Origin of the sequence: Phenylobacterium sp. LjRoot225, from assembly GCF_964252855.1 — a bacterium.
GTDB lineage: Bacteria > Pseudomonadota > Alphaproteobacteria > Caulobacterales > Caulobacteraceae > Phenylobacterium.
Window position 1 is genome coordinate 1,602,125 of record NZ_CAXUPL020000001.1, and the last position, 14,618, is coordinate 1,616,742.

11 protein-coding genes are annotated in these 14,618 nt (G+C 66.3%); 5 read left to right on the forward strand and 6 right to left on the reverse strand.

Going from position 1 to position 14,618, the window contains the following annotated elements; translation table 11 throughout:
* The first annotated feature begins 2 nt into the window (after positions 1–2).
* Entirely contained in the window at positions 3–899 is an 897-nt protein-coding gene (locus ACSQ2B_RS07625; protein ID WP_436048715.1) for a glycoside hydrolase family 16 protein, read from the forward strand.
* Between the two features lie 144 nt (positions 900–1,043).
* Here the strand turns inward: ACSQ2B_RS07625 and ACSQ2B_RS07630 are convergent, their stop codons facing one another.
* From ACSQ2B_RS07630 to ACSQ2B_RS07650, 5 genes are all read right to left on the reverse strand, one after another.
* Positions 1,044–2,711, reverse strand: a complete 1,668-nt coding sequence (locus ACSQ2B_RS07630) for a M10 family metallopeptidase C-terminal domain-containing protein (RefSeq protein ID WP_436048716.1) — start codon at positions 2,709–2,711, stop codon at positions 1,044–1,046.
* Positions 2,712–3,109: 398 nt separating this feature from the next.
* Positions 3,110–3,358, reverse strand: a complete 249-nt coding sequence (locus ACSQ2B_RS07635; RefSeq protein ID WP_436048717.1) for a hypothetical protein — start codon at positions 3,356–3,358, stop codon at positions 3,110–3,112.
* A gap of 97 nt (positions 3,359–3,455) precedes the next feature.
* Complete coding sequence (locus tag ACSQ2B_RS07640) at positions 3,456–4,808, reverse strand: HlyD family type I secretion periplasmic adaptor subunit (RefSeq protein WP_436048719.1); 1,353 nt, start codon at positions 4,806–4,808, stop codon at positions 3,456–3,458.
* On the reverse strand, positions 4,808–6,577 hold the full coding sequence (locus ACSQ2B_RS07645) for a type I secretion system permease/ATPase (RefSeq protein ID WP_436048721.1): 1,770 nt from the start codon (positions 6,575–6,577) through the stop codon (positions 4,808–4,810). Before ACSQ2B_RS07645 ends, ACSQ2B_RS07640 begins: the two co-directional genes overlap by 1 nt.
* A 212-nt stretch (positions 6,578–6,789) precedes the next feature.
* Positions 6,790–7,515, reverse strand: a complete 726-nt coding sequence (locus tag ACSQ2B_RS07650) for a sugar transferase (protein WP_436048723.1) — start codon at positions 7,513–7,515, stop codon at positions 6,790–6,792.
* A gap of 124 nt (positions 7,516–7,639) precedes the next feature.
* Here ACSQ2B_RS07650 and ACSQ2B_RS07655 point away from each other — a divergent pair, with 124 nt between their 5' ends.
* Positions 7,640–8,359 (forward strand): hypothetical protein, encoded by a 720-nt coding sequence (locus ACSQ2B_RS07655; protein WP_436048725.1) that lies wholly within the window; start codon positions 7,640–7,642, stop codon positions 8,357–8,359.
* Here ACSQ2B_RS07655 and ACSQ2B_RS07660 read toward each other — a convergent pair.
* Positions 8,352–9,812 carry an oligosaccharide flippase family protein gene (locus ACSQ2B_RS07660; protein ID WP_436048727.1) on the reverse strand — a complete coding sequence of 487 codons (1,461 nt, stop codon included), beginning with the start codon at positions 9,810–9,812 and terminating at the stop codon, positions 8,352–8,354. The two genes, ACSQ2B_RS07655 and ACSQ2B_RS07660, sit on opposite strands and share 8 nt — an antisense overlap.
* Positions 9,813–9,954: 142 nt before the next feature.
* Between ACSQ2B_RS07660 and ACSQ2B_RS07665 the strand changes: the two genes are divergently transcribed.
* The 3 genes from ACSQ2B_RS07665 to ACSQ2B_RS07675 all read left to right on the forward strand — a co-directional run bounded on the left by ACSQ2B_RS07665 (position 9,955) and on the right by ACSQ2B_RS07675 (position 14,564).
* Complete coding sequence (locus ACSQ2B_RS07665; protein ID WP_436048729.1) at positions 9,955–10,839, forward strand: hypothetical protein; 885 nt, start codon at positions 9,955–9,957, stop codon at positions 10,837–10,839.
* 413 nt (positions 10,840–11,252) lie between these two features.
* A complete protein-coding gene (locus tag ACSQ2B_RS07670) occupies positions 11,253–13,430 on the forward strand; it encodes a family 16 glycosylhydrolase (RefSeq protein WP_436048731.1) in 2,178 nt (725 codons plus the stop codon).
* Between the two features lie 165 nt (positions 13,431–13,595).
* Entirely contained in the window at positions 13,596–14,564 is a 969-nt protein-coding gene (locus ACSQ2B_RS07675; protein ID WP_436048733.1) for an NAD-dependent epimerase/dehydratase family protein, read from the forward strand.
* The last annotated feature ends 54 nt before the right edge of the window (positions 14,565–14,618 follow it).

The following is a 14,618-nucleotide window of genomic DNA, read 5'->3' on the forward strand; positions in this document are numbered from 1 at the left end:
CCATGCGGCTGATCTCGCCGACCCGCCGAACCGTCCTGGCAGGCGCCCTGGCCTTGCCGGCCTGCGCCGGCGGCGCTGCGCCGATGCGCGACGTGCTGTCGAAGCCGAGCTTCGCGGATGAGTTCGCGCGACCGCTCTCGCTGTATCATCCCGAGGCGTCGCCGCAGGGCCGGTGGAAGACCAACTATTGGTTTGGCGATCAAAGCGACTACGCCAGCGCCACCACCCGCAGCCTGCCGAAAGAGAAGCAGTTCTACGCCGATCCCACGACGCACGGCGTGAACCCGTTCCAGGTGCGCGACGGCATCCTCCAGATCCGCGCCGAGCGCAGCACGATCTCAGACGCCAGGTTCGGAAGCCCCTACCCCGACGGTCTCGTCGCCAAGGGGGCGCCCTTCCCCTATACCTCCGGCCTGTTGACCACGGAGCGGAGCTTCCGTCAGCGCTACGGCTTTTTCGAAGCGCGGATGGCCTTCCCCCGCGGCCGCGGCCTCTGGCCGGCGTTCTGGCTGCTGCCGGAAGAGCACGACCCCAAGACGCCGCGCGACGAAATCGACGTGGTCGAGTGGGTCGGCGTTCACCCGAACCGCCTGCTGTTCACCGCCCACGGGCCGGAGAACGGCGGCAGTCTGACGCGGGAGAATTTCACCAGCCCGGCCGACTTCCACAGCTACGGCCTGCTTTGGACGCCCAAACGCCTGGTCTGGTACCTCGACCATCGCGAAGTCCGGACGGTCAGCGGTCACCACCTGCACCGCCCCATGTACATGTTGCTCAACCTGGCCATCGGCGGCTGGGACGGCAACGACAAGGAGGATCCGAGCGCCTTTCCAGCCGCCTTGCGGATCGACTACGTGCGAGCCTTCGCCCTGCGGCCCGGCGTGGACGGCCAGGCGTAGAGCCCTTCCGGGTCAGATCGAGTGATCAGGCCCGAACAGGCTCGTCGCTTCAGGATTCTTGCGGGCGCCGGCCAAGGCCTACACCGGCGTCGGGCCGTGGGCGCCGGACCGGCCGGCGCCCACGGAAGGCTCTACCGGCGGCGCCTACCAGATCCAGCCGCTGAAGGCGCGCTGATCCCCGGTGATCTGGAACAGGCTGTCGGCCACCTTGTCGCCATTGGTGTCGAAGCTGACGGTCGAGATCCCCGTCCCGCTGTCGAACGCGACCATGGCCTGCCCCGGCGCGCCGGTGAAGGCCGCGACCTTCACGAACGCCTGGTCGCCCGTCACCTTGGTGTTGGCGTCGAAACGACTGACGTCGATCCTGTCCCCGGTCGCCAGGTCCTTGATCAGGTCGGGCGCCGCGCTCGCGGTGTCGCCGGGCGCGGTGAAGATGAAGAGGTCGTTCTGGGTTCCGCCCGTCAGGACGTCCCGGCCCGCCCCGCCATCGATGGTGTCGGCGCCCATGCCGCCGTCGATCGTATCGGCCCCCGCCCCGCCGTACAGGCCGTTGGGCTGGTAGTTGCCGACGATGGAGTTGTCACCGGTGTTGCCGACGACGGCGGCGTAGCCGCTGCCGCTCAGGCGGATCACCTCGATATTGACCGGCGTGTTCACCGTGAAGGACGAGATGATGGTGTCGTAGCCTTCGCCCGCGTTCTCCACGATGGTGTCGCCAGACGCGTAGTTGTAGGTGTCGTTGCCCAAGCCGCCGACGAGCCGGTCGTTGCCGTTGCCCCCGTCCAGGGTGTCGCTGCCGCCGCCGCCGATCAGAGTGTCGGCGCCGCTCATGCCCAACAGCTTGTTCGGCATGTCGTTGCCGGTGATCGTATTGGCGTCGGCGTTGCCCGTCCCGCTGATCGAGTAAGGGCCGGTCAGGATCAGGCTCTCGATATGGTCGCCGATCTGATAGCTGACCGCCGACTTGACCGTGTCGAAGCCGCCCGCGGCGATTTCCGGAAAGATCTGCGACGAGCTCGTCGCGACATAGTTGTTGTCGCCGAGCGAGCCCGGAGGAATATAGCCGGCGAACGCCTCGCGGTAGCTGACCGCTGTGGAGGCATACTGCTCATTGCTGAGCATCGCCTTGGTCGAGGCGTTGGAGTTCCAATAGTTGTTGTAGAGGGGGTCGTGGGAGTTGAACCACTCCGCCGCCTTCTCGATGTAGGCGCCCATCTTGTCGCCGACGACGCCCCACTCCGCATAGGCGGTGGGCTTGCCATGGGCCGCGGCGAAGTCCTCGAGCCATTGCAGGCCCCACTTGCGGGTGACCATGTTGTTGAAGGCGGCGAGCGGGTCCGGGTTCGCGCCGTCCCACGTCGAGTTGTAGTAGAAGTCCATCCCGATGATGTCGACGTAGTCGTCGCCCGGATAGGCCGTCGTCGGATCCATGCCGTTGTCGCCGACAGCGACGTTCCACTCGAACTGGAAGCGGTCCGACACCGAGCGGAAGGCGTCGACGAAGTGCCGGAAGGTGGAGACGAAGGCAGCTTCGTTGCCCTTCGCCGCCCAAGGGAACCAGCTTCCGTTGAACTCCTCGCCGGTCCGAATGTAGATCGGATCCGTCCCGCTCAGACCCGCGACCAGCTTCTTGGCCGCCTCGACGTAGTAGCTGTCATAGGCCCCCGTCGCCGCCGCCGTCAGCGTGGCGCCGTTGGCGAACATGGGGATGGTCCATGTCAGATCATGGCCCTCATTCGCCCACAGCCTCAGACTGTAGTCGATGCTGGTTTGGTAATCCGTCCAGTTCGCCCGCCCAGTATGGATGGCCACCGAATCGGCCGGCTTTCCAAGCCAAGTCTCGAAGCTCGTCAGTAGACTCGGATCGGACCCGACGTACACGCCCGTAAATGTCATGGAAACGTCTCACTCATTTGGCCCCCGCCCAATGGAAGACTTGTAGACAACACCTCTAGACTTCCCGTCGTCTATAGGCGAAGCGTCGCACCCCGCGTCAATGACGCAACAGCTCCCTACGATTCTCCATTATCAAGTTTCTATTTCTTACGTGAAATATGGTCGAATATAGGCGAACCGCTGCTGCAGGTTGCCGCAGGTCGCCCACATGAAATATTAAGACACGGGGTGCCGCTTCGGGGGGCAGAACTACTCTGCCAACGGACATAAGTCCGACTATAGGACCAGGGGAGAAAATTCTCCTCCTGGCTTTTTTATCGAAGTACCGCCGCGACGCCGGCGCCGATCAGGCCCCAGCAGACGATCGAGGCCGAGGTCATGAAGAACAGGGCGCGGCGTGGCGACCAACGCTGCTCGTCCTCGGCAAAGGCCTCGCTGACCCGGCGCTGGAGCTCAAAGGCCCCGTTCTCGATCGAGGGCGGCGCGTACGCCGCCTCACGGGCGGGCGCACGGCCGCGAACTTCGAGCGGCGCTTCTGCCTTACGTTTCGCGTTCATCGCCATGGGCTTATCTCCTGTCACAAGGAGAGTATGACCCATATGTTAACGAGGCGCTGGCAGATACAGTTGCTTCGAGTTAAGCATACCCAGCAGTCCAGAGTTAGAACTCGTGGAAGCTCCTGCCGAAGCGCTGCGTGAGCGGTTGGATGAAATACTGCAGCGCTGTTCTCTTCTTGAGCGTGACCGTCACGTCGGCCGGCATGCCGACTGACAGTCCCTGGCCGCCCATCTCGCGCTTCAACTTGGTTACCTCCGCCTGCGGCACGGTCACCTGCACCCTGTAGAACTCCGCCCCGCTCTTCTCGTCGGAGTAGCTGTCGGCGGAAATCTGGGTGATCACGCCCTCCACCGGCGCCCGGTTCTGGTCGTGCAGGGCCGGGAACTTGATGCGCGCGGCCTGGCCCTTGGTGACGCCGCCCGAGTCGCGCGTCATGATCTTGGCGTCGACGATGAGCACCGTTTCCTGCGGCACGATCCGCATGATGACCTCGCCCGGCGCGACCACGCCGCCGACGGTGTTGACCTTGCTGGCGAAGACCTGGCCGGCCACCGGCGCGCGGACTTGCGACCGGCGCAGCACCTCCTTCGCCGCCGCCAGCTGGGGCTCCAGCGCCCGCAGATCATCCTGGGCGGCGCGGATCTGGTCGGCCAGTTCGCGGTCGCGACGCATGTCGAAGTCCGCCATCTGCAGCTGCGCCTCGGCGACGCCGCTGTGCAGCCGAGCCACGTCGGCTTCACGCGAGCCGGCCGATCCTTCGAGGGCCGCCGCGGTCCGTTCGAGCTCGGTCACCCGGATGCGCGGCGTATATCCGCGCGCTTCCAGGCTGCGCATGCTGGTGAGCTCCTTGCCGATCGCCCGCTTCTGGAAGCCGAGGGCCACGACCTCGCGTTCGGCCGCGATCACCTGCTGGCGCCCCTGAGTGATGCGCTGAGCGAGCATCGCCTTCTCGGTGCGGGCGGCGGCGCGACGCGTGGCGAGCTGACCGCGCTCCACTTCAAGCTGTTGCGCGGCGAGCACGGCCTCTTCGCCCGTCAGGGTCTCGAAGCCGGGCCACGCCTCGACCACGTCGAGCCCACGGCGCTCAGCGTCCAGCCTGGCGAGCTCCGCGTGGCGCGCCATCGTCCGCCCCGCAAGCGACTGCACGGTCTGGCGCGCGTCGCCGCTGGCCAGGTCGACCAGGACCTGCCCCTTCTGCACCCTGGCGCCCTCCTTGACGTACAGCGCCTGGACCACGCCGCCGTCACGCGACTGGACGGACTTGGGACCATCGTCGACCGCCACGGCGCCGCTCATGAAGGCGGCCACGTCCATCGGCGCGAGCGCCGCCCAGCCCAGGAAGCCGACGAAGAAGACCGCGATCACCGCGAGACCGATGCGGATCTCCGGGGTGGGATCGTCGACCGGCCGTTCCATCAGCCGGACCGAGGGTTTGACCAATTCCTGCACCGACATCAGACCCGTCCTTGATTGTGCATGGGAACCTGCGCCGGAGGCGCAGCGATGGCCCCGGATTCCCCCGGGGGATTGGCGAAGCGCAACAGCTGATCGGCCGGCCCCATGGCCTGAAGCTCGCCGTCGCGCAGGATCATCACCCGGTTGGCGCAGCGCAGGATCGCCCCGTGGTGCACGACCATCAGCACCGAGACGCCACGCTGGCGCAACTCCATCACCGCGGCCGACAGCGCCAGTTCGCCTTCGGTGTCGAGATTGGCGTTGGGCTCATCCAGCACCAGCAGGCTCGGCGAGCCGTAGACGGCGCGCGCCAAGGCCACCCGCTGCCTCTGACCGCCCGACAATCCCAGGCCGTTGAAGCCGATCTCCGTGTCATAGCCACGCGGCAACTGCAGGATCATCTCGTGCGCGCCGATCAGCTTCGCCGCCGCGACGACGGCCCGGTCGATCTCCCGCGGCGTCCCGCCGGCGAAGGCGGCGAAGCGCGAGATATTGTCCTTCACCGACCCCGGGAAGAGCACGAAGTCCTGCGGAAGATAGCCGACGTGAGCGGCGAGCGCGTTGGCGGGCCAGATCTGCAGGTCGGCGCCGTCGAGACGCACGATCCCGCTCGCGGGCTGCGCCGCGCCGGCGGCCACCCGCACCAGGGTCGACTTGCCGGCCCCGCTGGGCCCGACGACCGCCACCACCTCGCCCGGCAGCATTTCGAAGCTGATCTTGGTGATCGCCAGCCGGTCGCTCTCGGCCGGCTTGGCCGAAACCTCCTCGAAGCGCAGGGCGCCCTTGGCCGGCGGCAGTTCGGTCTCGCCCGCAACCATCCCGGCGGAGTCGAACAGAGCCTCAAGGTTGGCGCCCGCGGTCCGCGCCTGGACGATGCTCTTCCAGCCGCCGACGATCTGCTCGACCGGGGCCAGGGCCCGGGTCATCAGCAGCGATGCGGCCAGGATCGAGCCGGCGGAGATCTCGTGGTTGATCGCCAGCCACGCCCCCAGCCCGAGGGCGCCGGATTGCAGGGCCATGCGCAGGAACTTGGTCCAGGTCACATAGGCGCCGCCGACGAAGCTGGCGTAGATCTGCAGGTTGATCATGCCCGACCGTTCCTGCACGTGCCGGTTGACCATCGGCCGGACCATGCCCAGCGCCCGGAGGGTGTCGGCGTGGCCGACGGCGTGATCCTGTGTCGCATAGGTCCGCGTCGCGGCTTCCGACGCCGCGGCGATCTCGGGCCCGGTGGCCCGCTCATTGGCGATCGCAAGCAGCACGAAGGCGATCATCGCGACCAGCGTCACGCCGCCCAGCATCGGGTGCAGGGCGAAGGCCGCCAGCAGGAAGATCGGCGCCCAGGGCGCATCGAGGATGGCGAGCAGCGCGCCCCCCGAAATCGCCTGCCGGAAGACGTCGAAATCGCGGATGGCCTGCAGACGCCGGCGATGGGTGATGCGCGGATCGCCCATGGCGATCTCGAGCACCTGCGCCGACATGTGGCGCTCCAGTCGGCCGGAAATGCGCACCAATAGGCGAGTCCGCATCCAGTCCAGAAGCGAAAGAACTGCGAGAGCCAGCAGAAGAATTGCGCTGACGAGCAGAAGTGTTCCATGCCCTTGTGTCGGCAGGGCCTTATCGTAGACCACCAACATATAGAGTGTCGGTGCAAGATAGAGGACGTTTATGAACGCGCTAAAGACGGCTGCAAACAGAATATGCTTCCCGCAATATTCATGTGCACGCTTCAGGATCGCCGAAGCTCCGACAAAGGATTTGAGGAACATGTTGGCGCGACTCCGCGAAGGGGCTCACACTGCCCGATCCGACCGGACCAGGCTAAGGCCCCACAACTTGCAGTTTTATTTACAATTGAAACAATGCGACATAACGCACCGCGCCGCCCAGCAGGGACTGGGCGGCGCGGTTTGAACGAGGGTTCAGTGTCCCGGAATGTTCGGGGCGACGCCCCGCGCCGGCCAGGCCGGCGGGCAAAGCCTCAGTAGGAGCCTTTGCGAAGCAGGACTGCGGGGATGGTCCGCAGAATGATGGAGACGTTGAGGCCCACCGAGCGGTAGCGCGCGTAGACGGCGTCGAGCGCCACGCGCTGGCGATAGGAGACGTCGTTGCGGCCGCTCACCTGCCAAAGGCCGGTGATGCCCGGACGCACCGCGCAATAGTAGCGCTGGTAGGCGCGGCCGTAGCGAACGACCTCCGCCTGGACGATCGGTCGCGGGCCGACAATGCTCATCTCGCCGCGCAGCACGTTGAACAGCTGCGGCAATTCGTCGATGCTCGACTTCCGCAGCAGGGCGCCGAACGCGGTGATCCTGGGATCGACCCGCAATTTCTGGTCCGCGGCCCATTCCTGGCGCGCCACCGGGTCCCGATCCAGGAGCCGGTGAAGACGCTCTTCCGCATCCACAACCATGGAGCGGAACTTCAAACATTTGAAGGATCGTCCGCCGCGCCCGAGGCGGGTGTGGCCGAAGAAGATTGGGCCACCGTCCTGCAGCTTAATCATCAGCGCGGTCAGCAACATAAGCGGTGCGAAGAAGACCAACGCCGTCGCTGCGATAACGACGTCGAGAATACGTGTAGCGTCGATCGTATGCTCCGACTTCGGACTATCCGACTTTAACGCGATCGGAATATCTTTCATTCCCAGATCGAATGCAGCCGAACGGGGGGCGTCTCGAACTTCGCTTGAGCCAAACTGGTACAAGGCTGCACCTCCGGGTGAACAACTCTGCTATTTGAAGCAATACGCTTGCCAGGCCAAGTTCCATTTTGCGTTGCAGCACGGATTTGGCCTGTGGGGAGCAACCACGATCTCGGATGAATGTAGCGTGAGCGAAAATCGCGCAGGCGGCTCGATACAGCCCCGCTGCAAGGCCCAGAACCGGACGCCTGCGGGCGCCCGGAAACGGAATCACGCCTCGTCCTCCGACGTCGCGCGGCGCCTGACGACGGGCGCCTGGATCGTCGCGGTCGCCTTCGTCGGCTTGGTCGCCGCGCGCGAAGCCAACGCCGAATTCATCGTCAATCGCATCCAGCGCCAGCTCGAGACCGGCGGCCCCGCTGCGCCGCACCCTGCGCCTTGCCTGTCGCCCTGCCCCGCGCGGGCCAGCGAGGCGATAGCCGCCGCAGAGGTGCGCGCATTCCGCGAGTCCGAGGCCCAGTCCGCCTCCGACCCCACTCTGTCGCGAGCCGAGGCGCAGGTCCGTCAGTCGCTGGCGCGAAATCCGCTGCTCGCGGCCAACTGGTCGCGGCTGGCCCAGATCGAGGCCTACGCCTCGCCCAACGATTCCCGGCAGGCTCTGGCCACCCTGGCGATCAGCTACCAGGCCGCGCCCTACGATCCGACCGGCGCCGGGTTCCGGATAGATTACGTGCTCAATCACTGGTCAGCGGCGCCGAGAAGCCTCCGACGCAGGGCGCTGGACGAAATCATCTGGCTGTCGAGCGTGAAGCCCGACCTGCTCGATCAGTTGCGGGCCAGGCCGCGCGATCCGGCGGCGCAATACGCCCTGGAGCTCGCGATCATCCAGGCCGAAGAGGCTATGTAGGGTCGCGCCGGAAGGCGCCGGGAAGCCGCGCGGCCAGCTGCCGGACGGCGAGTTCGCGGGCGCGCCGGTCCAGCAACAGCAGCAGCGCCGCATAGATCACCCCGCCGGCGGAGATCTGCGCGGCCAGGGTGACGGGCGCCGGCACGCCGATTCCCTGCAGCCGGGCGAGACCCGCGGCGCAGAGCGCCATCACCGCGGCCGCGACCACCGCCGGCAGGACATCGGCGAGTTGGGCGACGTAGGACAGCCCGGTTTCGCGGCGCACGACATAAAGGGTCGCCGGAATCAGCGGAACGAGCGGGGCGCACCACAAGAGGCTCGCGAGCATCGGCGAATGCGGCTGCACCAGCGCCATCAGGCCCAGGGTGATGATCAGGTGCGTCACCGCATTGGCGACGGAGTAGCGCACCCTGCCCAGGGCCCGCAGCAGCATGGAGCTCGGCAGGCGCAACAGATAGAGCGCCGCAGCGATCGCCATCAGCCGAACGGGGCCGGCGCTCGCCGCCCATCGCTCGCCGAGCAGGACGTCGACCAGGGTGTCGGCGCAGGCGGCCAGGCCCAGAAACACCGGCGTCAGACCGATCGCCACGAAGTGCGAGAAGCTGCGGAAGGCCGCAGCAAGTTCCTCGCGGTCGCCCTGATTCCTCGCGAGCAGCGGGAGGCCGATATTGCCGATGGCCGTGTTGAGGACGGTCTGCGGCGTGACCGTCAGGCGAAAGGCCATGTTGATCACGCCGGCGGTGGGCAGGCCGCCCCACACCGCCACCAGAGTCGTGAACGCCTGCAGGCGCGCGCCGACCAGGGTGTGCATGAAGGCCATCGGCAGGGCGAAGCGCCACAACGGGCGCAGGGCCTTGGCGCCGAAGGCCAGCGACGGCCGCCAACCGCCCGCCAGCAGCAGTCCGCCGGCCTGGAGGACGAATCCGCACACATACTGGATGACCAGGCTCCAGGCGGCCAAACCGCTGAAGGCCAGGGTCAGGCCGATCAGGCTGCCGAGGACTTTCGAGCCGACCGAAGGGATCGCCACGACGCGATAGTCGAAGCCGCGGCGCAGGCGGGCGTTCATCACCCCCACCATGCCGCTGAACGGCAGCGAGATCGCTGCGAGGGCGCTCAGCTTCGCAACCAGGCCGACCGGGGTGTCGCGCAAGACAAAGGCGGCGGCTGCGGCCGCCGCCGCCATCACCAGCCCGAGCCGCAGGACGAACCAGAAGGCCTGGCTGAAGGCCTGGTCGTCGGTGTCCTGCTTCTGGATGAGCGCGTCGTGCAGCAGGCCTTCGGCGTAGAGGTTCACCACCTGGATCAGGCCGATGGCCAGGGCTGCGGCGCCGAAGTCGGCAGGCCCCATGGCGCGCGCCATGAGAAGCATGGTGGCCATGGAAAGCAGGGTGACCCCGCCGGTGTCGGCGACGACCCATGCCGCCGAGCGGGGACTTTTCGAGGTGCTCAAGGCCGCTCCTCAGACTTTCTCGGCGCGCCGCGGCGTTCTAGAAATCCAGTCAGGGACCGGTCCCGAGGCCGCGAGCGGCGGAGCTACCATTGATCCAGCCCTCCACAAAGGCCATTGTCCGCACCGCAAATCAGGGGCCGAGATGACGACCGCGAGCGAAGACGATTACAAGGGTGCGATCGTAGTCAGCGGCGCGGACGCTAAGTTCTTCGATCTCCTAAGAGAGATGGTCACGGCGCTGCGCGCGGCGAACGGACCTGGCCTGGAAATCGGCGTCTACGACCTCGGACTGGCCTCCGATCAGCTCGAATGGCTGGCCGGTCAGGGCGTCATCACCGTGCAGCCGCGCACAGAACTTCGGCACGGCATCACCGAAAACCTGTCGTCGAAGCTGGGCTACCTGGCCCGTCCCTTCCTGCGCGAGAACTTCCCCGGCCGGCGGACCTATGTCTGGATGGACGCCGACACCTGGGTGCAGAGCGCCTCCGCCGCGCGCACCCTCGTGGGCGACGCGACCCGGCACGGCAGCGCCCTGGTCCGCGAGAACGCCCCGAACTACCGCTTCCGGATGGACCTGTTTCTCTGGAAGGCGAAGCATTTCGTCCTCGGCTATGGCCCGATCAACGGCCTGCGCCTCCTCCTGAAGCCGCACGTGAACAACGGCGTCTTCGCCCTGCGGGCCGATGCGCCGCACTGGGAGCGGTGGCGCCGGCGCTATCAGCGCGCGCTCGACCGCACCGGCCAGGCCGCCCCCCACGACCAGTTCGGCCTGAACGCCGCCGTCTATCTCGACCGGCTGGACACCCATTTCCTGCCCGCCACCTACAACTGGATCTGCGACCTCGCGCTGCCGCTGTTCAATTCCACGGCGCAGAATTTCTGCACGCCGCGGGGCGAGGCCGAGCGCATCGAGGTGATGCACCTGGCCGGCCCCATCAAGACGACCGTGTTCCAGATCGATACGACCGGGGGCGGACGGGTGTCCGGCCGCCTTCGGTTCGGCGCAGCCCTGACGCCCGAGGGCTGAGCAGGACCGCGACGACAGCCTGGGGTTGCGACAAAAGCCCTCAGCCGTCCCGCCTTCGCCCGAGGCCGCGCGCTCGCAACGCGCCGCGCCATGGCTGTGGCCGCCAAGCCTGATTGGGCGTCGTTCGCAGCGCGCGGCCGCCGCCGCCTATCGCCCGCCCACGAAGGCGGCTCCCAGGCCATCCAGCTGCAAAGCGTCGCGTCGTTGACGCCACGCCCGCATCGACGCCTGTACGTCAGAATGCCGCAGATCTGGACTTGAAAGCACATGCGAGAACCCGAGCTTTCACTCGGATAACCTCGGTATTATTCATTCATATACACAGATTAACTCCCGTTATCCTTCCGGAGCCTTCGCTCGTTAATGAACTGACCGCAAATCATGGGCCAAGGTCCAAATGCGAGTACGCAACCATGGCTTCCGGTTACACGAATTATAGCGGCGCCTTCCTTTCGGACAGCGCCGCCTACAAGACGACGATCTGGGCCAGCGGCACGGCGACGATCACGGCCGGAAGCACGGCGACGCGTTTGATGGCCAACGGCCAGGGCAACGTCCTCGTCGGCGGCATCGCCGACGACACGCTCGGGATCAACAGCCTGAAGGACAGGTTCAGCGGCGGCGCCGGCGTCGACACCGCGATCTCCACGGTCGATACAATCCTGACCAACGACATCGAAAACCTGACGATGGACGCCCGCTGGTCCCCGGTGTTCGGGATCGCCAACGACGGCGCCAACATCGTCAAGGCCGCGACCGCCAACGTCACCCTCGACGCCAAGGGCGGCGACGACGTGATCGTCAGCTTCGGGAAGAACGACACCTTCCTGTTCGACCAGGGCTCCGGGAAGGACATCGTCTACAACTTCCACACCGGCGCGACCGACAGCGACGTCGCCCGGCTGGGCGGCTACGACTTCACCAGCTTCGCCGAGGTCAAGGCGGCGATGACCCAGACCGGGTCAGACGTGCTGCTGAAGCTGTCGTCGAGCGACCTGATCCTGTTCAAGAACACGTCGATCTCGGCCTTCACCGCCGACAACTTCCAGGTCGGGATCGATCCCTCGAAGCTGAAGATGACCTTCGCCGACGAGTTCAACGCGCTGTCGCTGCAGACCAAGAGCGCCGGCGGCGGCACCTGGGCCACCAGCTTCGCCTGGGACCGCTACGTCACCATGTCGGCCCACAACATCGTCAGCGAGCAGGAGGCCTATGTCGACCCGCTGTTCGCCGGGACCGGCACGACCGCGCTCGGGCTCAATCCGTTCTCGATCAATGACGGGGTGCTGACCATCACCGCGGCCCCGACGCCGGACGCGCTGAAGTCGACGCTGTGGAACCTCGACTACACCTCAGGGCTGCTGACCACCAAGGGCACCTTCGCCCAGAAGTACGGCTACTTCGAGATGCGGGCCGACCTGCCCGACGCCAGGGGGGCCTTCCCGGCCTTCTGGCTGCTGCCCGCCGACGGCTCCTTCACCGCCGAAATCGACATCATGGAGTACGTCGGCGAGACCAACACGGTGCACAACACGGTGCACTACGGTCCGGACGGCGCGCACTGGACGGTCGACAGCTTCAAGAGCTACGTCGCCGACCTCACCAACGGCTTCCACACCTACGGCCTGCTTTGGACGGCGGAGACCCTGACCTGGTACGTCGACGGGACCGAGGTCGCGCAGGTCGCCACGCCGGCCGGCGCCCAAAAGCCGATGTACATGCTGGCCAACTATGCGGTCGGCGGCAACTGGGCCGGCGACATCGCCCCGGGGACCATCCTGCCGACCATGGCCGTCGACTATATCCGCGCCTACAGCCTGGACGCCGCTCCGGTCACAGCGCCCGTCACCGCCGCCCCGGCCCCGACCACGGATCAGGCCGTCACGGCTCCGGTGGTTTCGGAGCCGGTGGTCGTGGCGCCCGTCGTTGTGGAGCCTGTCGTCATCGCGCCGATCGTGGGCCTCAACCTCGTCGGCACGGCCTATGCGAACACCCTGACCGGCGGCGCCGGGGCTGACACCCTGAACGGCGGCGCGGGCATCGACCGCCTGATCGGCGGCGCCGGGAACGACACCTATTACATCGCCGACGCAGACGTCATCGTGGAGCTCGTCGGCGGCGGCGTGGACACGGTCGTCACCGGCCTCAGCCACAGCCTCGCGGCCAACGTCGAGAACCTGACCCTAACCGGCGCGGGCCGGGCCGTCGGCTTCGGCAACACGCTCGACAACGTCATCCTGGGCAACAGCGGCGCGAACCAGATCGAAGGCCGCGCGGGCGCGGACACCCTGAATGGCATGGGGGGCGCAGACACCATCATCGGCGGGGCCGGCGACGATCTCCTCACCGGCAGCTGGGGCGCCGACACCTTCACCTTCAACAAGGGTGACGGCCACGACGTCATCACCGACTTCGGCTACGGCGCCGACGTGCTGAACCTGTCCAACTTCCTCAACGCCGGCCTGAAGCCGACCGTCGTCGCCAGCGGCGCCGACACCCTGATCCACTTCTCCACAGGTGAATCGATCTCGCTGCTCGGGGTCCAGCCGAGCCAGTTGGTCGCCACCAGCATGGGCTTCCTCCACGCCTGAGGAAGGGGCGGCCCTTCGGGGCTGGCCGCACGTCACAGGCGCTGATGGCGCCTCGCAGCGAGCTTGTGACGCAAAAAATCACGACACTTGAGTTCAAACGCCCGTCGGTCCGTTGTGATCGGCGGGCCTCTTACTTAGAATGGCCGCGTTTGTTGGAGGTAGCGAATGCATACAGCGCTGGTTCTCGGCGCCGGGGGCTTCATCGGGGGGCATCTGGTCAAGCGGCTTAAGCAGGAGGGGTTCTGGGTTCGGGGCGTGGACCTGAAGTTCCACGAGCACGCCGCAACAGAGGCTGATGACTTCGTTATTGGCGATCTCCGCGACCAAGGCTTCGCCCGCTCGGTGATCGATCGTCCGTTCGATGAGGTCTACCAACTCGCTGCCGACATGGGTGGCGCCGGCTATATTTTTACCGGCGAACATGATGCGGACATCATGCACAACTCGGCGACCATCAATCTGAACGTCCTGGACGCCCTGCATAAGCGCAACATCCGGCGGGTCTTCTATTCGTCCTCCGCTTGCATGTATCCCGCTTACAACCAGGAAGACCCAGACAATCCCAACTGCGCCGAATCCTCGGCCTACCCCGCCGCGCCTGACAGCGAGTACGGCTGGGAGAAGCTGTTCAGCGAGCGCCTCTATCTGACCTACGGCCGCAATTACGGCATGCAGACCCGGGTGGCGCGCTACCACAACATCTTTGGCCCGGAAGGCACCTGGAAGGACGGCAAGGAAAAGGCTCCCGCCGCCGTCTGTCGGAAGGTCGCCAGCGCCAAGAGCGGCGACGCCATCGACATCTGGGGCGACGGCAAGCAGACCCGCTCCTTCCTCTATGTCGAGGAATGCGTCGAAGGCACCATCCGTCTGATGCGGTCGGATCTCAGCGGTCCGTTCAACATCGGTTCGGAGGAAATGGTCACGATCGACAACCTGGTGGACGTCGTCGCCGACATCGCCGGCAAGCGGATCGAGAAGAACCATATTCCCGGTCCCGTCGGCGTCCGCGGTCGCAATTCTGACAATCGGCTGATTCAAGAGAAGCTGGGTTGGGCGCCGTCGAGGCCGCTGCGCGAAGGGCTGGAAAAGACCTATGCCTGGATCGAACAGCAGCTTTTGCGAAACGCCGCTTGAGAACGCTCATCGAAACCGGTGAGTTGGCCAGCGGCCCAGCGCGCGCGACAGATC